At 60.1% G+C, this 18,255-nt stretch carries 19 protein-coding genes; 11 read left to right on the plus strand and 8 right to left on the minus strand.

Annotated elements, in window-relative coordinates:
* Positions 1-70: 70 nt before the first annotated feature.
* The 5 genes from speB to PAF20_RS01475 all read left to right on the plus strand — a co-directional run bounded on the left by speB (position 71) and on the right by PAF20_RS01475 (position 4,346).
* Positions 71-1,033 (plus strand): agmatinase, encoded by a 963-nt coding sequence (gene speB / locus PAF20_RS01455; protein WP_271071986.1) that lies wholly within the window; start codon positions 71-73, stop codon positions 1,031-1,033.
* Positions 1,034-1,042: 9 nt separating this feature from the next.
* Positions 1,043-2,095 carry a peptide chain release factor 1 gene (prfA, locus tag PAF20_RS01460; RefSeq protein ID WP_271071987.1) on the plus strand — a complete coding sequence of 351 codons (1,053 nt, stop codon included), beginning with the start codon at positions 1,043-1,045 and terminating at the stop codon, positions 2,093-2,095.
* The gene (prmC, locus tag PAF20_RS01465; protein ID WP_271071988.1) at positions 2,092-2,922 is read left to right on the plus strand and encodes a peptide chain release factor N(5)-glutamine methyltransferase; all 831 of its coding nucleotides are present in this window, start codon (positions 2,092-2,094) and stop codon (positions 2,920-2,922) included. Before prfA ends, prmC begins: the two co-directional genes overlap by 4 nt.
* A 230-nt stretch (positions 2,923-3,152) precedes the next feature.
* The gene (locus PAF20_RS01470; protein WP_271071989.1) at positions 3,153-3,869 is read left to right on the plus strand and encodes a DUF4167 domain-containing protein; all 717 of its coding nucleotides are present in this window, start codon (positions 3,153-3,155) and stop codon (positions 3,867-3,869) included.
* Between the two features lie 105 nt (positions 3,870-3,974).
* On the plus strand, positions 3,975-4,346 hold the full coding sequence (locus PAF20_RS01475; protein WP_271071990.1) for a GFA family protein: 372 nt from the start codon (positions 3,975-3,977) through the stop codon (positions 4,344-4,346).
* Positions 4,347-4,374: 28 nt separating this feature from the next.
* Here PAF20_RS01475 and rsmA read toward each other — a convergent pair whose 3' ends face one another.
* The 6 genes from rsmA to lptF are packed head-to-tail and all read right to left on the minus strand — an operon-like array spanning position 4,375 to position 12,060.
* Positions 4,375-5,238, minus strand: a complete 864-nt coding sequence (gene rsmA, locus PAF20_RS01480; RefSeq protein ID WP_271071991.1) for a 16S rRNA (adenine(1518)-N(6)/adenine(1519)-N(6))-dimethyltransferase RsmA — start codon at positions 5,236-5,238, stop codon at positions 4,375-4,377.
* Entirely contained in the window at positions 5,235-6,203 is a 969-nt protein-coding gene (pdxA, locus tag PAF20_RS01485; protein ID WP_271071992.1) for a 4-hydroxythreonine-4-phosphate dehydrogenase PdxA, read from the minus strand. Before pdxA ends, rsmA begins: the two co-directional genes overlap by 4 nt.
* Position 6,204: 1 nt before the next feature.
* The gene (locus PAF20_RS01490) at positions 6,205-7,470 is read right to left on the minus strand and encodes a peptidylprolyl isomerase (RefSeq protein ID WP_271071993.1); all 1,266 of its coding nucleotides are present in this window, start codon (positions 7,468-7,470) and stop codon (positions 6,205-6,207) included.
* Positions 7,471-7,502: 32 nt separating this feature from the next.
* On the minus strand, positions 7,503-9,833 hold the full coding sequence (locus PAF20_RS01495) for an LPS-assembly protein LptD (protein ID WP_271071994.1): 2,331 nt from the start codon (positions 9,831-9,833) through the stop codon (positions 7,503-7,505).
* A complete protein-coding gene (gene lptG, locus PAF20_RS01500; RefSeq protein ID WP_271071995.1) occupies positions 9,833-10,933 on the minus strand; it encodes an LPS export ABC transporter permease LptG in 1,101 nt (366 codons plus the stop codon). The genes PAF20_RS01495 and lptG overlap by 1 nt, the downstream gene beginning before the upstream one ends.
* On the minus strand, positions 10,930-12,060 hold the full coding sequence (gene lptF, locus PAF20_RS01505) for an LPS export ABC transporter permease LptF (protein WP_271071996.1): 1,131 nt from the start codon (positions 12,058-12,060) through the stop codon (positions 10,930-10,932). Before lptF ends, lptG begins: the two co-directional genes overlap by 4 nt.
* A 132-nt stretch (positions 12,061-12,192) precedes the next feature.
* On the opposite strand from lptF, the gene PAF20_RS01510 reads away from it, so the two are divergent.
* Both PAF20_RS01510 and PAF20_RS01515 read left to right on the plus strand, forming a co-directional pair.
* Positions 12,193-13,791, plus strand: a complete 1,599-nt coding sequence (locus tag PAF20_RS01510; protein ID WP_271071997.1) for a leucyl aminopeptidase — start codon at positions 12,193-12,195, stop codon at positions 13,789-13,791.
* A 9-nt stretch (positions 13,792-13,800) separates the two neighbouring features.
* Positions 13,801-14,253, plus strand: a complete 453-nt coding sequence (locus tag PAF20_RS01515) for a DNA polymerase III subunit chi (RefSeq protein WP_271071998.1) — start codon at positions 13,801-13,803, stop codon at positions 14,251-14,253.
* Between the two features lie 4 nt (positions 14,254-14,257).
* On the opposite strand, the gene PAF20_RS01520 is transcribed toward PAF20_RS01515, so the two are convergent.
* Together PAF20_RS01520 and PAF20_RS01525 are read right to left on the minus strand one after the other, a co-directional pair.
* On the minus strand, positions 14,258-14,830 hold the full coding sequence (locus PAF20_RS01520) for a retropepsin-like aspartic protease family protein (RefSeq protein WP_271071999.1): 573 nt from the start codon (positions 14,828-14,830) through the stop codon (positions 14,258-14,260).
* Positions 14,827-15,441: a MarC family protein gene (locus PAF20_RS01525; protein ID WP_271073228.1), complete on the minus strand. Its 615-nt coding sequence runs from the start codon at positions 15,439-15,441 to the stop codon at positions 14,827-14,829. The genes PAF20_RS01520 and PAF20_RS01525 overlap by 4 nt, the downstream gene beginning before the upstream one ends.
* A 317-nt stretch (positions 15,442-15,758) precedes the next feature.
* Between PAF20_RS01525 and PAF20_RS01530 the strand changes: the two genes are divergently transcribed.
* The 4 genes from PAF20_RS01530 to PAF20_RS01545 are packed head-to-tail and all read left to right on the plus strand — an operon-like array spanning position 15,759 to position 18,222.
* Positions 15,759-16,013: a twin-arginine translocase TatA/TatE family subunit gene (locus tag PAF20_RS01530; protein WP_271072000.1), complete on the plus strand. Its 255-nt coding sequence runs from the start codon at positions 15,759-15,761 to the stop codon at positions 16,011-16,013.
* 47 nt (positions 16,014-16,060) lie between these two features.
* Positions 16,061-16,528: a Sec-independent protein translocase protein TatB gene (gene tatB, locus PAF20_RS01535; protein ID WP_271072001.1), complete on the plus strand. Its 468-nt coding sequence runs from the start codon at positions 16,061-16,063 to the stop codon at positions 16,526-16,528.
* A 1-nt stretch (position 16,529) separates the two neighbouring features.
* Positions 16,530-17,387: a twin-arginine translocase subunit TatC gene (gene tatC / locus PAF20_RS01540; RefSeq protein ID WP_271072002.1), complete on the plus strand. Its 858-nt coding sequence runs from the start codon at positions 16,530-16,532 to the stop codon at positions 17,385-17,387.
* The gene (locus tag PAF20_RS01545; RefSeq protein ID WP_271072003.1) at positions 17,380-18,222 is read left to right on the plus strand and encodes an ATP-binding protein; all 843 of its coding nucleotides are present in this window, start codon (positions 17,380-17,382) and stop codon (positions 18,220-18,222) included. Before tatC ends, PAF20_RS01545 begins: the two co-directional genes overlap by 8 nt.
* Positions 18,223-18,255 lie beyond the last annotated feature (33 nt).

Raw genomic sequence — 18,255 nt, forward strand, 5'->3', positions numbered from 1 at the left:
CGGAGGCCCTCGTCTTTGTGCCTGTCCGTGCTATGCCGGGTCGCAGAACAGCGCGGCGATAGGAAGCGGAATGGCACTTGAAGATGCGAAGAACGAGGTGGATCAGGCGTTCACAAGGAAAGATCCGCGAGGCCTCAGCTTTGAGAACGCCTTTGCTGGTGCGACATCCTTTCTGCGGCGGCAATATACCAAGGATATGGCGGGCTTTGATCTTGCGATAACCGGCATTCCTTTCGATCAGGCGGTGACGCATCGCCCCGGCACGCGCTTTGGGCCGCGTGCCATTCGTGAGGCATCGACGCTGCAACCCTACGATCCCCCCTATGGCTGGGGCTACGATCCGCTCGGCGAAATGGCGATTGCGGATGCTGGCGACATGGCCTTCGACTATGCCAATACCCGCGAGGTTCCCACCCGCATAAAGGCACATATCGCAGGATTGCTGGAGCAAGGAGTCGGCACTATCACGCTTGGCGGCGATCATTTCATCACCCTGCCGATCCTGCGCGCCTATGCCGAACGTCACGGTCCCGTTGCGCTGATCCAGTTCGATGCCCATTCCGATACATGGGCCGATGACGACCCCGACCGGATTGACCACGGCACTTTCCTTTACAAAGCGATCCGCGAAGGTATCGTCGATCCCTCTGCCAGTGTCAGCATAGGTATCCGCACCGAGAATCCTGATACGCTTGGGGTCACGATCCTCGATGCGCCATCAGTTCACCGTGATGGCATCGACGCCACTCTGACCCGCATTCGCGACGTGGTGGCAGATCGTCCGGTCTATATCACCTTCGACATTGACGCGCTTGACCCGGCCTTCGCACCGGGTACGGGCACGCCGGTCTGGGGCGGGCTGGCAAGCTGGCAGGCAGCGGCGCTGCTGCGCGGGTTGGCGGGCGTGAACTTGCTGGGCGGCGATGTGGTCGAGGTCTCGCCCCCATATGACACCACAGGTGCGACCGCGATTGCCGGCGCCCATGTCGCCACGGAACTGATCTGTCTTTACGGCTGGACGCGGCGGCGGTAATCCGGGCGGATGTTGCCAGAAGACCGCCTTCAACAGATTGCTCAGCGTTTCGAGTTTCTCGAAGCGAAGCTGAATGCCGGCCCCGCGCCCGATGAAATCGCGGCGATCAGCCGTGAGTATTCAGAGCTGAAGCCGCTCGTCGCCCAGATCGATCATTGGCGCACTGCAAAAGACGGATTGGATCAGGCACAGCAGATGCTTGCCGACGCCGATATGCGCGAACTGGCCGAGGAAGAGATTACGCGCCTCAAGTCTGAGCTTCCGGAGCTGGAGCAGGCGCTGCGCATCGCACTTTTGCCGAAGGATGCCGCTGATGCGCGCCCTGCAATTGTCGAGATACGGCCCGGTACGGGCGGCGACGAAGCGGCGCTTTTCGCTGGTGATCTGCTTGCGATGTATCGCCGCTATGCCGAGACGCAGGGCTGGACCTTTCAGATGCTTGACCTGAGCGAGACAGAACTGGGCGGTGTAAAGGAAGCGATTGCGCGGATCGAAGGCGAAGGCGTTTTCGCACGGCTGAAATACGAATCCGGCGTCCATCGTGTCCAGAGAGTGCCTGAGACGGAATCGGGCGGTCGGATCCACACCTCTGCCGCGACGGTTGCCGTTTTGCCCGAAGCGGCAGAGGTCGATATCGACATCCCGGCCAATGACATCCGCATCGACACTATGCGTGCATCTGGCGCGGGCGGGCAGCATGTGAACACCACCGATTCGGCGGTTCGCATCACGCACCTGCCGACGGGAATTGTCGTGACCAGCAGCGAAAAATCACAGCACCAGAACCGTGCCAACGCGATGGCTGTGCTTCGCGCGCGCCTGTATGATCTGGAACGTGAACGCGCCGATAACGAACGTGCCGCGGACCGAAAATCGCAGGTTGGAAGCGGCGACCGTTCGGAACGTATCCGGACCTATAATTTTCCGCAGGGCAGGATGACGGATCACCGCATCAACCTGACGCTATACGCGCTCGATAAGGTGATGCAGGGCGATTTGACCGAAACCATAGACGCGCTGACGTCGCATGATCAGGCGGCGAAGCTGGCGGCGCAGGAATGAACTTGCAGGACTGGCTGACGGCAGCAGAGCACAGGCTGAAGGACGCTGGGCTTGAGAATGGGAAACATGAGGCGCGCGCACTGGCGCATGCCGCCTTAGAAGGTCGCATTGCGCCGCTGACGGATCGCAGTAAGCCCATTTCTGCCAAGTTGTTGGCCAAGCTGGACCGGATGCTTGACCAACGGGCGGCACGACAACCTCTTAGCCAGATCACCGGAAAACGCAGTTTCTGGAAGCATGATTTTCTGGTCACGCGCGATACGCTCGACCCGCGTCCCGACACGGAAGCACTGGTTGAGGCTGCGTTGAACGCGCAATGGGGCAGCGTTTTGGATCTCGGAACCGGGACAGGGGCGATTCTGATCTCGCTTTTGGCAGACCGACCGGAAGCATCGGGTGTTGGAACTGACATTTCGGAAGATTCGCTTGCAGTTGCACGGCAGAATGCCGCGAAAATCGGCGTGAAAGCCCGGTTCGTCGAATCCGACTGGTTTGCGAATGTGACCGGACGTTTCGATCTGATCGTGTCAAACCCCCCTTATATCGCATTGTCGGAGATGGACGAACTTCAGCCGGAAGTGCGCGATTGGGAGCCGCATCTTGCGTTGACCGATGGGGCTGACGGGCTGACCGCCTATCGTCAGATTGCAACGGATGGACCTGCGCACCTGAACAACGGCGGCACGGTCATGGTTGAGATAGGCTGGCAACAGGGCGAAACGGTCAGCAATATATTCAGGCAGGCGGGGGCTGTGGTCGAAGTGCTGAAGGACCTTAACGGAAATGACAGGGTGATTCGGGCGAGTTATGATAAGACTCTGCCTTGAAACATGCTAAACTAGGCCCACATTCCACCGAAGATTGGGAAATCTTCACTTTTTGCTTGTAACGCTGGCCTTGCCGTGCTTATTGCGGCGCAGGTGTTGGCGGACAGCAGTCCACCGCACTGACCAGCCACGACATTGCTGAAGCCTTCAGGCGGAGAAACCGCACCTCGGGCAAGAGCAGGTTGTCGCGGGCGAGAAGTAATTCCAGACCACTGGATAAAGTCAGGCTAATGAGATCATCGAAATCCCGTTCGCGCTCGAAGTCGAACCGTCAGCGTTCACTCGGTAATGTCGTAAACCGCGTATTTGATTCTTCGGGTCCCGAGGGCAAAGTTCGCGGTACCCCTCAGCAGATCATTGACAAATACCTTGCACTGGCGCGTGACGCCCAGCTGTCCAATGATCGCGTGGCAGAGCAGGCCTTTCTGCAACATGCCGAGCATTACACAAGGATGCTGGGCGAGGCGCAGAGAGAACAGGCAGAACGCCAGCAGCAGCAACAGCAGCATCACCAGAACCAGCAGCAAAATGGTCGCGGCGATGACCATCAGCACCGGACTGGCGAGGATAACCGCGATGGCAACGCGCCGCGGAATGATGGCAACGAACAGCCCCGCGCCGAGGCTCAGCCAGAGCGTCGCGATCAGCCTGACGCCCCTGCCGCCCCGCAGCCCGCCGAACAGGCGGCAGCAGAGGCCCCAACGGTTGAGCAGACGCAGCCCACCCGCGCGCCGCGCAACTCGCGTCGTCAGTCCGCAGCGCTTCCTGACGCGGTAAGCACAGACGCCGAAAGCGGCGAGGCCAGGGTGGAGACGCCGGAGGAAAAGACGCCGCCGCGCCGGACCCGTGCCCCACGCAACCCGTCGGCAGCACCCCGTTCGCGTCGCAAGACTGCGACAGAAGCGACAGACGATACAGCCGCGCCTGACAGCGCCGAGCAGGGTTGATCGTTCAAGACTTTGAAGAGGTAAGGCGGGTCACGAAAGCGGCCCGCCTTACTTTTTCAGGTACTATCAAGGGTCAGACGTGAAATGGTGCAGAAGGATACCGCAATGGAAACTGTCACAGGTGGCTGCCTCTGCGGTCGGGTGCGTATCGCGGCGACTGGTCAGCCTCTTCGGATTGGCATCTGTCACTGCCGCGACTGCCGCAAGCATCACGGCGCGATTTTCTACGCGGCAGCCATTTATGAACGTGATTCAGTAAAGGTTTCGGGCGCAACGCAGGACTATATGGGCCGCCATTTCTGCGCCAATTGTGGCTCCTCCGTCTTTGCCGTCACCGGGGCGGAGTTCGAGTTTCATCTGGGTGCGGTGGATGAGCCGGATGCCTTCATTCCGCAGTATGAATGCTGGACAACCCGACGCGAGGCCTGGCTACCCCCATTTCCGGTCAAGGCGCGCTATCCAAAGGATCGCGAATAAATCCGTGCAGCGATTGCGACAATGCGCGTCAGACGCCGGCACCGTTTTGCCGCGCCTGTTGAAGCAACCGGGCGAGCATGCAGAAATGTTCCAGATCAATCTCTTCTGCCCGCGCGGTCGGTGGGATGCCCGCCTGACCCAGCATGTCCTCCATCTCTGGATGTAGCCCGCGAAGCGAAGCGCGCAACATCTTGCGTCGCTGGTTGAATGCGGCCGCCGTCAGTTGTGACAGGATCGCCGGATCGGCAGGATAGCGCGGCTGAGCCAGAGCGGTCAGATGGACGACAGCCGAGTGAATTTTCGGCGGCGGAACGAATGCTTCTGGCGGCAGCGTCATGACGATCCGGGCGTCAGCCCGCCATTGCGCCAACAGCGCCAGCCGCCCATAGGCTTTGCTGCCGGGCTTCGCCACGATCCGCTCTGCCACTTCTTTCTGGAACATCAGCGTCAGGCTGTCCCAGAAGGGCGGCCATTGCTTTGGGGTAAGCCAACGGATGAGTAGTTCGGTGCCGATATTATAGGGCAGATTTGCCGCGACACGAATCGGCGGAGTCAGGTGCGCCAGCGGATCAATTTGCAGTGCATCGCCGTGCAGGACTGTCAGGCGGTCCGGATAGGCCGCGCCGATTTCGGCCAAGGCAGGCAGGGCGCGTTCATCCTTTTCGATGGCAAGAACATGTCGGGCGCCTTCGGCAAGAAGGCCGCGCGTCAGCCCGCCGGGACCCGGACCGATCTCCAGTATGTCGCTATTGGCAAGATCGCCGGCCTGACGTGCAATCTTGGCCGTCAGATTAAGGTCGAGCAGAAAGTTCTGGCCAAGGTTTTTCTTCGCGCGGAGATCATGCGCCGAAATCACCTCGCGCAGCGGGGGCAACCCGTCAATCGTGCTCATGCGATGCCCCGCTTCTGCGCCATCTCCCAGGCCATGCGCAGCGCAGCAATGGCACTGGCGGCGTCCGCGCGACCTTGCCCTGCAATGTCAAAGGCTGTCCCGTGGTCGGGCGAGGTGCGGATAAAGGGCAGGCCAAGCGTGACGTTGACCCCACCGGCGAAATCCAATGTCTTGATCGGGATCAGAGCCTGATCGTGATAGGCACAGACCGCCGCATCGTAGCGGCTGCGGGCAGGGGCGTGAAACATGGTGTCGGCAGGCAGAGGCCCTGAGAGGTTCAACCCGTCATCCCGCAGCTGATCAAGAAGACCCGCAATCCAGCCGATTTCCTCTTGCCCCATTGCGCCACCCTCACCCGCATGAGGGTTAACGCCTGCGACCGCAATCCTTGGTGCAGCAATGCCGAAGTCACGGATCATGCCCGCATGGGTGATCCTGATCGCGTCCTCAAGCACCTTTGGCGTCAGCGCATGCGGGACTTCAGAAAGGGGAATGTGGATTGTCGCTGGGACGACGCGGCACGGCGGTTGAACATTTGTCGAGGCCAGCATCATCACGACATCAGCGCCGCCAGCCAAATGCGCGAGATATTCGGTATGCCCTGGATAGGGGAAGGACGCGCCATCCTTCAGCGCCTTCTTGTTGATCGGCAAAGTGCAGATAGCCGAAACCTGTCCATCCGCTGCCAGTGCGACCGCTCGTGCGATCACGTCGATCACGCCTTGCGCATTTGCCGTATCTGCACGCCCAGGCGTTGCCGGCGCTGCAAAATCATGACGAAGGACGGGCAGCGTGCCTTGCGGCAAATCGCTGAAATCAGTGACCTCGGCCCATTTGCAACCTTCCGGCAGATGGCGAGGATCGCCCAGCCAAACCATCGGGACGCCAGCAGCCAGCATCAAAGGCGCGAGTTCCGGCCCTATCCCGGCGGGCTCCCCACAGGTGACGATGACCGGGCGTTGCAAATCAGTTCCGCCGAATAACCGCGTCCGCCATGAGTTCCGCCAGATAGGCATCGGCGGCAGTGGTGATCTTGCGATTGAAGATCTGCTCTCGCACCGATTCGCGCTCGGGGATTGCGTTCGGATCGGCTTCAGTAACCGTTTCACCATCTGCGGTTGCCGTGGCGACAGGCCCGGCGTCCAGACCGGACAGCAGCGCCGGGCGGCGATCACAAAGCATGAGTACTTCACCGGCACCACCACGATCCACGACGGTCGCCTCATTATTGTCCATAGAGGCGAGGCGGATGCCGATGTAATCCGGGATCGCGCCCTGGCTGGCATTCATGCGCTGCACCTGCTGATCGGGCAATCCGTTCGCGAAAACGTAAAGCTCATCACAGGACCGCGCCTTCGCGGCCGCATTCTGTGCATTCGCCATATCGCCAAAGGTCACGGTCATGTAGTCGATCTGCTGTTCGTTCGCACCGGGGCGCAGCTGACCCTGCGTATCGCGCAGATAGAACATGACCACGGCGCCTTCCACCGAAAGGGGTGGTGTCATCTGACCGGGCTGAAGGGCAAGGATGATCTGCCGCAGGCTTGGCGGCATATTGTCGACCTGCATCCAATCCAGCCTGCCGCCACGTGCGCGCGACGGCGTGGCCGAATACTGGCGCGCTGCCTCGGCAAAGCCGCCTTCGGATTGAACGCTCGCCCGGATTTGTTCGGCACGCGCCATGGCGGCGTCTTCCTGACCCGGCGGGGCAGGGATGATCAGTTCGGACAGCAGGACCTGCGTAATCAGCGGCGTTTCGACGATCCGTTTCAGGGCCTGATCGACCTCTGCATCCGACACGCTGACCGTTGGCACGATCCGGCGGCGCACGACCTCTCTCCACGCGACGCCAGCCTTGACGAAGTCGCGATAGGCCTGAGGGTCGATCCCGTTGCGTTCCAGAACCTGAATGAATTCGCCAGTCGTCAGCCCGGCACGACCGGCAAACTCTGACAGCCCCTCTTCAAGACCCTGATCACTGACCTCGACCCCAAGCTGATCTGCGGCCGCAACGCGCAGGCGATCCTCGATCAGGACCTTTTCCACTTCTGCCTCAGTCGCTGCGGGCGCGTTCAGGACTTGCATAAAGCGTTGCCGCTGTTGAATTTCGTAACGGGTGACAACAGAGTTGTTCACATAGATGGCAGGCGAGAAATCCTGCGCCGCAACCGGGATTGCTGCCGGTCCGGTCAAAGTCGCCGCAAGCGCAACGGAAAGAAGAAACTGCCGCATGAACCCATGCCCCCTGTTGATTTGCCGTCAATCTAGCGCAAGCAGTTGCGCCGCGCCACCGTGCCCTTGCCTTCGGGTGCACGCCCGAACCCGCCCAGCCGGATCGACAGGTCGATGTCGGTATCCGGGTCAACCTCTGCCGTATCGGTGAAACGGCGAGAGGCCGCCAGTTCGACGCTTATGCACTCATTACGATAGGCCACACCGAACCCGGCTTTCTGCGCGGCACTTTCCTCGAGATCATAGCGGCCATGCGCGCTTGCCCACCAGCCCTCTGCCACCTGCCAGCCGACCTCACCTGTCAACTCTGACAGATCCTTGGTCCGATCCTCGAAACGATCGGCCTCCATCCACAGATAGCCAAGGCTGAACTGCAGGCCAGGACGCAGCCAGCCCACGCGCAATTCGTCGCGCGTGATGTCGAGATTGTCGTCAAGCAGGGCGCGATTGGCGATCGTCAGTCCCGAATTGTTGGCATAGTGACCGGCAATCAACCAGTCAGAGCTTGATCCGCGCTGAATCAATGGTGTGACATCATCGTCAGAGACATCGCCGTCGCGGAAAACGCGCCCTGCTGCAAGTGCCAGCGACCAGCCCGTCGGATCGAACCGGGTCCAGGTGACGCCGACATTCGCCCGCAGACCGGTTTCCTGCACATCCCAGCCGGGATAGCGCGACAGGGAAAAAAGATTCCCCTCGTCAAACTCGACCTGACGGCTGTCTTCATTTGGAATGTCGTCCTGGTTCCGCTTTGGCGACCAGACGAGCTGTGCGACGGGTTCCAGAACATAGGACGCATAGCCGTCGCTGCCGGTCATTGGAAAACGAAGCTCTGTCGAAAGCCACGGGGTTACGCGCGTGGCAGTATCGTCAAAGCGTTCATCGTCGCGAATAGTGTAGAAATCGGCGGTCACCCCGGCTGCCCCGGTCGCGACGAGTCCGCCGCCCAGAATCTGGGTGCGCTGCCAGTCCAGTGCCAGCGAGCTGCGCGCCATGTCTCGTCCGATTTCGTCATCGCCAGATGGGCGTCGGCGTGCATGCGTCGACCATTCCAGTTCAGCGACACCGCCCCCTGCACGCCAGCGTTGCACCCACATCAGATCCGCGACCTGCGCCGGAGAGGTGGAGTTATCCTCGTCATCGCGCAAGGAATGATAGTTCCCGATGCGTGCCCAGACCAGCTTGTCGGCTGTAACCCTGTCGAGGGTCAGGCCGCTCCACAACCGATCCGCGTCGGAAATATCGTAGTCCAGCAGATAGCCTTCGTCTGAAGCAAGCTGAACCTGCATGCCCAGCCGATAGCCGCGCGGCAATTCCCATTGTGCCGCGCCAAACAGATAGCCGCGCGTTTCCCCGTCGCGGATATCGTCACGCGTGATCGCCCCGTTCCACTCCATCGCGCCGTTCCAGAATGCCTGACGATAGCGCAGCATGAGCGTTTGCGTATAGGAGGCAGAGATATACGGCGTGATCGTCAGATCGGCGTGATCCCCGAGTGTTTTGAAATAGGGCACCATAACCCCAAAACCCAGTTTGGAGGTCGTCCGGAATTGAGGGCGCAGAAAACCTGACATTCGGTCCACTGTCGGGTCGGGCGCTGTCACACGCCCCGGCCATGCGGCGATGGGAAGGCCGAATGCACGAAGTTGCGGGTTGTCGAAGATCAGAATGTTTTCCTGATCGTCATGCACGATCTGACGGGCGCGTATTTCCCACAGAGGCACCGGGTCATCTGCGCAGATACGGCAGGACGACGCCACAACATGGTTGAGCGTCGTAAACCGTCCATCGCCCGTTAGCGTAACCTCGGTCGCCGCAAGCTGCATCTCACGCGCAAGAACCATGCGGGCACCCCGTAACATACCCTCGCGTAAGTCCTGACTCAGCTGGGCCTGATCCGCGATCAGGATCGCGTCGTCTTCTGTCCCGGCAAGCGCCGGCCTGGTCAGGTGGATCGGCCCGGTGATGGTCATTTCGCCAGTGCTGCCATCGTATCGGACCTGATCGGCAACCAGCCGCGCGCCCTGATACCACACGACGACGCCGCCCGATGCGGTCAGCGTTCTGTCACCCGACAATGTGATGTAATCCGCCAAGAGAGTCGCGGATTCGCCATCGGCCAAGCCTTCGTCGCCACTGATCGTCACATTTTTCGGCCGGTTGCTGACAGTTCGTGTCAGCCTGCTCAGCTCTGTTCCATCGGCATAGGGCGCGTTGGTGTCGCTTTCTTTGGTGGGCGCAAGTGCCGGGCCGTCAGCACCGTCATAGGCGGGATCATCCATCCACCAGGGTGTGCCGGACAGTTCCTGAGCAAGGGCTGGTTCAGCCGCAAGGCAGATGGCTGCGATTATCAGGCGGTTCATCATCCGTCCTCAAGCTGCAATAGGGCGCCAACGGCAAATAAAAGCGCGATGACAGGCGGCGCCCAGCCGGCAAATGCCGGGGCAAGGCCCGCGCTGTCGCCCAGAATCTGCGCCATGCTGCGTAAGAAGAACAGGCCCAACCCCGCGGTAAAGGCAGCCATGACCAATCCACCCGTCTTTCGGCCCCGCAAATGCCGGATTGTGAAGACTGATGCAATCATGACCATTGCTGCCAGTGTAAGGGGCAGCGCAAGCTCCATTTGCAGCCAGACACGGTGCCGAAGGGCAGAGAAGCCGGCGCGTTCAAGCCCGGCAATATAGTTTGGCAACTCCCAGATCGGGACCGCTTGAGGGCTGCCAAATCCGTCCCTGATGCGATCGGCGGTCAGCTCGGTGGGCAGGTTAAGGCTATCGGTCCGGCTGGCGCTCGCTTCGGGGTTCGGGTCCTCCAGCGACCATTGCTTCACATCGGACAGTTGCCAGTTGCCCTCGGTCAGGATTGCCTCTTTTGCCTCGATCCGGGTGGCAGGGCCAATCTCCGGCTCGTAGATAATAAAGCTCGCATCATAAAGCCGTGTCGCATCCGGGCTGGTTCGCGCGGCGCGGATCATCATCTGGCCACCCTCGCCACCGATGGCCTGTCGCAACCAGACGGCATCCTCGCTGAGGCTGACGGTTTGCGACGTGCCGGATTCAATTCGCGCGACCGCTGCAGAATAGTGCGATTCAGTTGCGGCGACCATCGGGTTCAGGACTGCCACGGCAAAGGTACCGATCAGGGCTGCCATGAAGGCCGGAGCGGCCACGCTGGACAGTGCAGACCGGCCAGACGCACGAATGGCCACCATCTCCGATGTTCGCGACAAAGCAAGAAACAGCATAATGCCTGCCAGCAAGCCCACCAACGGCAATATGTCGTAGAAGCTGCCCGCAACAGACAGCGCTGATAGTCGAGCCGCCCCGCCAAGTGTAATGCCATCGTCGGAAAAACGCCGGATCTGTTCCACCATGTCGATCAGCAGCAGAATGGCCAGAAATACACCCGCCAGCAGCAGGAATGCGCGCAGATAACGCAGCGCAAAATAGCGGGCAAGGATCACGTTGCCTCCTCCGCCTGATGGCGGGGCCGCCGTGGTCGCGCCGCCAGCCACAGAAGGACAACACAGATCAGGCTGCCAGCGGCGGATGGCAGGTAAACCAGCGGCCATTTGGATGCGTCGTCACCCGCCTGATTGGAGGCCCAGTTCGTCAGTAACTGCACAAAGATCAACGCCACCACGGCCCAAGCGATCTGCCGCCACACCCCGAAACGGGAAAACCCGCCGACCAGAAGCGCCGCGAACCCGAGCATCGCTGCGACGGGCGACAGAAGCGGCTGGGCGATACGCTCATGTGCCTCCAACCGGGCGCGATCAGCTTTGGCCCCGGTTGCGTTTAGCAATGTCTCATCAGGTGATAAAAGGCGCAGGGTCGAATAGTCTCGCAAATCGCGCCCGCTGCTGCCGGAACCGCCGATCAAACCGCCGAGGTCATAGGCCATATCCTCGAACCGGGTCACGGAAATGCGCGGCGTCTCGCCTAACGATTGAAGCGCCTGGATCATGCCATCCATCATGATCAGCTTAGGCCCGGTCTCGGACCTGACGATCAGCGCTTTTTCGGCACTGTAAGAAACCGCGGAATCGGGTTCGCGGGCGTCTTCCAGAAAGATACCCTCAAGCTCTCCGATCGGTGAGATCTCGCGGATGAAAAGGGTGATGCCGCTGACTGGATATTGGAAAACCCCCGGATTAAGGAACTGCGCCGTCACATTCTCTGCAATCTGCTCTTGCCGGTCGGCTAGCCGTGCGCGCGCCAATGGGACAAGGGCATGAACCAGAACCGCCACCATCAAGCCGACCATCAGACCGAAGACCAGAACCGGCCGGGCAAGACGCCAGGGTGACAGCCCGGATGCCTGCATCGCGACAAGTTCGGATTCGCCGGACATACGATTGGTCCCGTAGGCGGTGGCGGCAAATGCCGCGACAGGCAGAACGACAGAGATGACAAGCGGCAGGGTCAGGATCGTGAATTCCAGCACCACAAGCGCGGTCTGGCCGTCGCCTATCAATGTTTCGAACAGTGATACGGCCCGGTTCACCCAGTACACCGCCACCAGCACAAGCGCGAAGAAGCCGAAAAAAATCAGCATCATCTTCAGGATGTATCGGTCGATGCGGGTCATGTTTGGTTCCTGCGGTTCGACCCTGATTAGCCCTTGCTGCGCAATTGGGAAAGCCCGACGATCCTATCTTCATCTGGTCAATCAGTTGATGCAGCGATAGGTTTCGAGCCGGCATAAACAGGAGCGCATTGCATGACCCATCCGGTTGAGATTCAGTTTACAGAGACAGCAACCGAAGGCCTGACCGACCGCAAGGGCCGAATTGCGATGGTTCTGGACGAGGGTGCAAAGCTTCCTGCAAAGCTGCCTCGCAGCGCAAGAAACGCGATTGCCCGTGGCGCCGGATCACGTGATTTTCAGAAGCTGAAGGCCGGTGATGCAATCACCATAGCATGGCCGGCCGGATGGGAAGCCGAATCGATCATGCTTGTGAAGCTGCCCCGCAAAGCTGGCGTGGGCGATGCGCGCAAGGCGGGCGCGAGTATCGGTGCCGCACTCGGTTCCGGTGAGGTTCTGGTTATTGCAGGGAACCATCCGAGGTCGTCCGAGATCGCACTCGGTCTTGCGCTGCGCGGCTATGATTTTTCGACCTACAAGACACAGAAAAAAGATTCGGATGCGCCTGACGGCGATACAGAACGCCTGCCGCAATCCGTTCAGGGCCGAAACGCGCGTGATGCTGTGCTGAATGATGCCGCAGGGGCCGAGGCAGCCCGTCCGGCTGAAACCGAAGAAACCGATAGCGATCCCGCACGCGCAAAGGTTACTTTCATGTGTGCCAAGCCAGAGGAGCTGGCGAAGGTTTCCGTCGACAATGCGGCCGTTGCGGAAGGGGTCTTTTTCACCCGCGATCTGGTAAATGAGCCGGCGAATATCCTGACCACCAGCGACTTCGCGCTCCGGCTGAAGGCGATGGAGGCGATTGGTCTGGATGTTGAGGTGCTTGAAGAAGATCGGCTCGAAAAACTAGGGATGCGCGCTTTGCTGGCGGTCGGGCAGGGGTCTGTCTCGCCCTCCAAGGTCGTTGTGATGCGATGGAATGGCGGCGACGCAGATGAGGCGCCGGTCGCGCTTGTCGGCAAAGGGGTCGTTTTTGATACCGGCGGCATCTCCATCAAGCCGTCCGCCGGTATGGAAGAAATGACGATGGATATGGGCGGCGCGGGCGTTGTCGCAGGCACGATGCGCGCGCTTGCCTTGCGCCGGGCGAAGGCCAATGTGGTCGGTCTGGTCGGGCTGGTGGAAAACATGCCCGACGGTGCGGCCCAACGTCCGGGCGATATCGTCCGCTCGATGAAGGGTGACACGATTGAGGTCATCAATACGGATGCGGAAGGGCGCTTGGTGCTGGCCGATGTGCTCTGGTATGCGCAGACGCAATTCGAACCCAAGGCCGTGGTTGATCTCGCGACACTGACGGGCGCGGTGATTATTGCCCTTGGTCATGACAATGCGGGCATTTTCGCCAACGATGATAAGCTTGCTGCCCAGTTGCTGGACGCAGCCAAGGCAGAGGGCGAGGGTGCCTGGCGTCTGCCGCTTGGCCCTTCCTATGACAAGCTTATCGACAGCCGCCTTGCCGATATCAAGAACACGGGCGGACGTGCGGCGGGGTCCATCACGGCGGCGCAGTTCCTGCAGCGCTTCATTCGCGAGGAGCAGGCTTGGGCGCATATCGACATTGCCGGTGTGGCACTGCCACCCGGCGGGTCGGATCTGGCACCCAAAGGCGCTTCGGGCTGGGGCGTCATGACGCTGAACCGGCTGATCCGCGACAATTTTGAGGGGTAAGCTGGCCTTATGGGCAATGCCTTGTTCTATCACCTGACGCGCTCAAACGCTGAAACGCTGTTGCCGCAGCTTATCGGCAAGGCGATGGGTGCAGGCTGGCGGGTGGAAGTGCGCGGACAGGATATGGCGAGGCTTGAGGCGCTTGATACGGCCATGTGGATGGGTGACGGCTTTCTGCCGCATGGCATGGCGGGCGGGGCGCATGACGAAAGGCAGCCGGTTCTGCTGCGACAGGCAGACAGCCCGCCCGCTGCCAATGGCCCGCAATGTGTCATGGCCATAGACGGTGCGGAAGTCGCTGCCGCAGAGGCGGCTGCCGTGACGCGCGTATGCATCGTATTTGACGGGAATGACTCGGCTGCATTAGATCGAGCCCGCGAACAATGGCGCAGTCTGTCAGCGGCGGGAATTGCGGCTGAATACTGGTCAGAGGCCGGTGGACGATGGGAAAAGAAGCGCTGAGCGCCTATCGCTCCAGCACCATCGTTTCGCCTTCGAACCCGACCCGCGCAAACCGGCGCAGATAGGTCATACCCAGCAAAGAAATATCCAGATCGCCCTGAACGACGTCGGCGCTGACATCCTGATCGCTGATATTACCAATCTCAACCAGCCCGATCGTGACCGGCGCGGTCGATACGGTCCCATTGGCGGTGGAAGCGAAGCCTACGAATCTGAGCGTGTCGACATCAATCCCGGCACGCTCTGCATCGGCTTGGCGCAGCGCAATATCGCTTGCGCCTGTATCGACCATGAACGGGATTTCGGTGCCGTTCAACCGCAGATCAATATAGAAATGCCCGTCACTGGCCATAGGCAGTTCGATACGGTTGCCATCGACAATCTGCGGCGGGGCGACATGGCTGCGAATATCGTCCCAAAGCCCAAAGCCCGCGATCAGCGCAAGGAAAATAAGGCCCCACGCCAGCATTTGCCGGATGGATTTGCTGAAATCATTCCGCATCTCGGTGATCAGATAGCCGCCGAGCGCTAGCAGCAGCAACACGAAATATGCAATCCGTGGCCAATTGTCATTCATGAATAAAGCCCCGTGCCGCGCAGCCCATCGATGATGAATTGCACAGAGAGCGCGGCCAGAAGCATCCCCAGCAGTCGGGTGACGACCATGGTGCCCGTTCTGCCCAGCAAGCGCGACAGCGGGCCTGCTAGAAAGAAAAACAGCATGCAAAGCCCGAGGACGGAAAACATGACGATATGGATGATCAGGGCGTGGACCGCGCCGGGCTCTTGCCCGACCAGCAGGATCATGGTCGCTAATGCACCCGGTCCGGCAAGCAGCGGGGTGGCAAGCGGAAAGACCGAGGGGTCATGATCTTCATCGGCCGATTGCCCTTCTCGCCGCTCGGTCCTGCGCTCAAAAAGCATGTCGAGGGCGGTCAGGAACAGCAAAATCCCGCCAGCGATGCGGAAGGCCGACAGTGAAATCCCGACGAACTCAAGAATCTTTTCGCCGGCCAGCCCGAACATGGTCAGCAGGATCGCGGCAATGATCGTCGCGCGCCAGCCGATACGCAGCCGTTGCGCATCGGTCATACCCGGTGTCAGCGCGATAAAAAGCGGTGCCAGCCCGACAGGGTCAATGACCACGAAAAGTGTAACGAAAGCAGTGATGATCGAGGCCATATCCATGCCTCGCTTATGGCCCACCATTCGTTCGCTGCCAAGACGCAGCATCTCTGGATCCCGGATCCAAGGCGCGACGAAGTTCTGCAATTGTTTGTGAACGCCGCGATTGGGGGGGCAGGTCGGCCCAGAGCCGTCATGTTCCGGCACTTCCGTGTTGATGATGGATTTCCCGTGGGTCTGGGGGGCGGCGCATGGAATTCGACATAACTTCACGGGCTGTGATGCATCGCATGCAACCGAAACTTCGCTTTGCAAAACCCCAACAGACACCCTAGATGTATTGCGTCATCGGGCGATCCTGCCCGAGGAGGGATTAAGACATGCTGAATAATATCGGTCTTCCTGGCCTTCTGCTTATCGCCGTTGTCGTGCTTGTCCTGTTCGGGCGCGGAAAGGTGTCCTCGCTGATGGGCGAAGTCGGCAAAGGGATCAGTTCGTTCAAGAAGGGCGTCAAGGAAGGCAGCGAAGAGGTTGAAAGCTCCGGACATGAGCTTTCAGATGATCTGAAGCGCGAAGAGGCCCGTCGTGACGAAAAACTGCGCGACGTAACCCCGGAAGATCAGAACCGGCTTTGAGGCCATTTCAGCGCGATGCGCTGTCTTAAACGGGGTGAGGTTGCCGCGTGTTGGATATCGGCTGGAGCGAGCTTTTGCTCATTGGCGTCGTCGCGCTGATCGTGATCGGTCCGCGCGACTTGCCGCATATGTTTCGTGCGCTCGGCCGGATCACCGGCAAGGTCAGGTCCATGGCCCGGGAATTTTCGTCGGCGATGGAGGATGCGGCGCGTGATTCGGGGCTCGATGAGGCGACGAAATCACTTAAGGACGTTCGCAGCCTGACATCGAAACGCTCGCTTGGTGTTGATGCGCTTGATCGCGCGGCTGACAGGTTCGAAAAATGGGACCCGAAAATCCCGTCGTCGCGTGCTTCCGCACAACCTGATCCCGCGGCAACCGGCAAGGCCCCGGCAGAGGGGCAAAGCCCGGCCTCGGCGCAGTCGGCAACAGACGCGCTACCCCCAAAACAGGAAGAGCCTTCCGGCCAGCGTCGCCTGCACGCCGTCCGGCGCAGTGAGTCAAAGGACGCCTAAGGTGAATGCGAAGACCGACAAACGGGACGACATAGATGACAGCTCTGCCCCGCTGATTGAGCATTTGGCCGAGCTTCGCACCCGTTTGATCTGGTCGGTTCTGGCTTTCGTGATCGCTATGGTTCTTTGCTATGCGGTCTGGAACCCTGTCTACAATTTCCTGACCCGTCCGATCTGTTCGGCGCTTGAAGGGCGCGGCCAGGAATGCGGCCTTATCCTGCTGAAGCTGCAGGAGGGGTTCTTTGTTGCCATTCAGATCAGCTTTTTCGGCGGCTTCATTCTGGCCTTTCCAATCATCGCCTATCAGCTTTGGCGCTTTGTCGCGCCGGGTCTGTATCGCAGCGAAAAGCAGGCTTTCCTGCCATTTCTCATCGCGTCGCCGGCGATGTTTTTTCTCGGCGCTGCATTTGCGTATTACATAATTCTTCCGATGGCGTACGACTTCTTCCTTGGCTTCCAGCAGGGACCGCTTGCGTTGCCCGACGATCCGGAAGCCAGTGAAGTCGCATCAACCGCTATGGCGGGGATCGTGTTTCAGGGCTCTGTCAGTGAATATCTGGCGCTGACGACGAAGTTTATTCTGGCCTTTGGGCTTTCCTTCCAGCTGCCGGTCGCCTTGACGTTGCTTGGCAAAGCCGGGCTGGTGTCCTCCGAAGGTCTGGGCAGCATGCGCAAATATGCGATCTTGCTGATCCTGCTGCTGTCTGCCGTTGTCACGCCGCCCGATGTCATCAGTCAGGTGGTTCTGTTTACCGTCGTCTACGGCCTTTACGAGGTCTCGATCCAGCTGGTGCGCCGCATCGAACGCCGCCGCAACGAAGAGCTTCGCGCCCAGGGGTTGCCCGTAGAAGATGAATGACGACACGCTGACACGCATTGCCGAGGCGTTGGAACGCCTTGCCCCGGCACCAGAACCGGACCCCAGCTTTGCCGAGGCTGATGCTTATGTCTGGCACACCAATCCGGACCGTCTGGAAGCCGTGACGAAGGTCAACAGGGTGGAGCTGTCGCAGCTGGTTGCAATAGACCGATCGCGCGACACTCTGCTGGCGAACACCTTGCAATTCGCGCGGGGCCATGCGGCCAACAACGCCCTTCTGTGGGGTGCACGCGGGATGGGTAAATCCTCGCTCGTCAAGGCTGTCCATGCCGAGGCACGCGCGCAGGGCCTGCCGCTTGTGCTGGTGGAAATCGCGCGCGAGGATCTCGACAGTGTTGGCCGCCTGCTGGCTGTGCTTGGCAAGGCAAAGGGTCAGCGCTTTTTGCTTTTCGCGGATGATCTGTCATTCAGTCACGACGATACTCAGTATAAGTCGCTGAAGGCGGTGCTGGATGGCGGGCTGTCGGGGCGACCGGATAATGTGATCCTTTACGCGACATCGAACAGGCGTCACCTGATGCCGCGCGATATGATCGACAATGAACGTTCAACCGCGATTCATCCGGGCGAAGCAGTTGAGGAAAAGGTGTCCTTGTCCGACCGTTTCGGGCTCTGGCTGGGCTTTCATCCTTGTGCTCAGGATGAATATCTGCAGATGATCCGCGGCTATTGCGATGCCTACGGGCTGGAGATTGACGACGACGCCCTGCGCTCGGAAGCCATTGAATGGCAGGCGACGCGGGGTGCGCGCTCAGGTCGCGTGGCGTGGCAATTCTTCACTGATCTTGCCGGGCGTAAGGGCATCAGCCTGTAAATTTGGCCGCCTTTTGTAAAATGGAAGATCATG

The sequence above is a fragment of the Paracoccus albus genome, assembly GCF_027913035.1.
Taxonomy (GTDB): Bacteria; Pseudomonadota; Alphaproteobacteria; order Rhodobacterales; family Rhodobacteraceae; genus Paracoccus; species Paracoccus albus.

Bases quoted from the DNA above. Each gene is read 5' to 3' on its own strand.
- prfA (WP_271071987.1), top strand. From the start codon at position 1,043: ATGTTGCCAGAAGACCGCCTTCAACAGATTGCTCAGCGTTTCGAGTTT.
- PAF20_RS01490 (WP_271071993.1), bottom strand. From the start codon at position 7,470: ATGCGGCAGTTTCTTCTTTCCGTTGCGCTTGCGGCGACTTTGACCGGA.
- PAF20_RS01545 (WP_271072003.1), top strand. From the start codon at position 17,380: ATGAATGACGACACGCTGACACGCATTGCCGAGGCGTTGGAACGCCTT.
- speB (WP_271071986.1), top strand. From the start codon at position 71: ATGGCACTTGAAGATGCGAAGAACGAGGTGGATCAGGCGTTCACAAGG.
- PAF20_RS01515 (WP_271071998.1), top strand. From the start codon at position 13,801: ATGGGCAATGCCTTGTTCTATCACCTGACGCGCTCAAACGCTGAAACG.
- PAF20_RS01470 (WP_271071989.1), top strand. From the start codon at position 3,153: ATGAGATCATCGAAATCCCGTTCGCGCTCGAAGTCGAACCGTCAGCGT.
- PAF20_RS01530 (WP_271072000.1), top strand. From the start codon at position 15,759: ATGCTGAATAATATCGGTCTTCCTGGCCTTCTGCTTATCGCCGTTGTC.
- prmC (WP_271071988.1), top strand. From the start codon at position 2,092: ATGAACTTGCAGGACTGGCTGACGGCAGCAGAGCACAGGCTGAAGGAC.
- rsmA (WP_271071991.1), bottom strand. From the start codon at position 5,238: ATGAGCACGATTGACGGGTTGCCCCCGCTGCGCGAGGTGATTTCGGCG.
- PAF20_RS01510 (WP_271071997.1), top strand. From the start codon at position 12,193: ATGACCCATCCGGTTGAGATTCAGTTTACAGAGACAGCAACCGAAGGC.
- lptF (WP_271071996.1), bottom strand. From the start codon at position 12,060: ATGACCCGCATCGACCGATACATCCTGAAGATGATGCTGATTTTTTTC.
- PAF20_RS01495 (WP_271071994.1), bottom strand. From the start codon at position 9,833: ATGAACCGCCTGATAATCGCAGCCATCTGCCTTGCGGCTGAACCAGCC.
- PAF20_RS01475 (WP_271071990.1), top strand. From the start codon at position 3,975: ATGGAAACTGTCACAGGTGGCTGCCTCTGCGGTCGGGTGCGTATCGCG.
- PAF20_RS01520 (WP_271071999.1), bottom strand. From the start codon at position 14,830: ATGAATGACAATTGGCCACGGATTGCATATTTCGTGTTGCTGCTGCTA.
- PAF20_RS01525 (WP_271073228.1), bottom strand. From the start codon at position 15,441: ATGGATATGGCCTCGATCATCACTGCTTTCGTTACACTTTTCGTGGTC.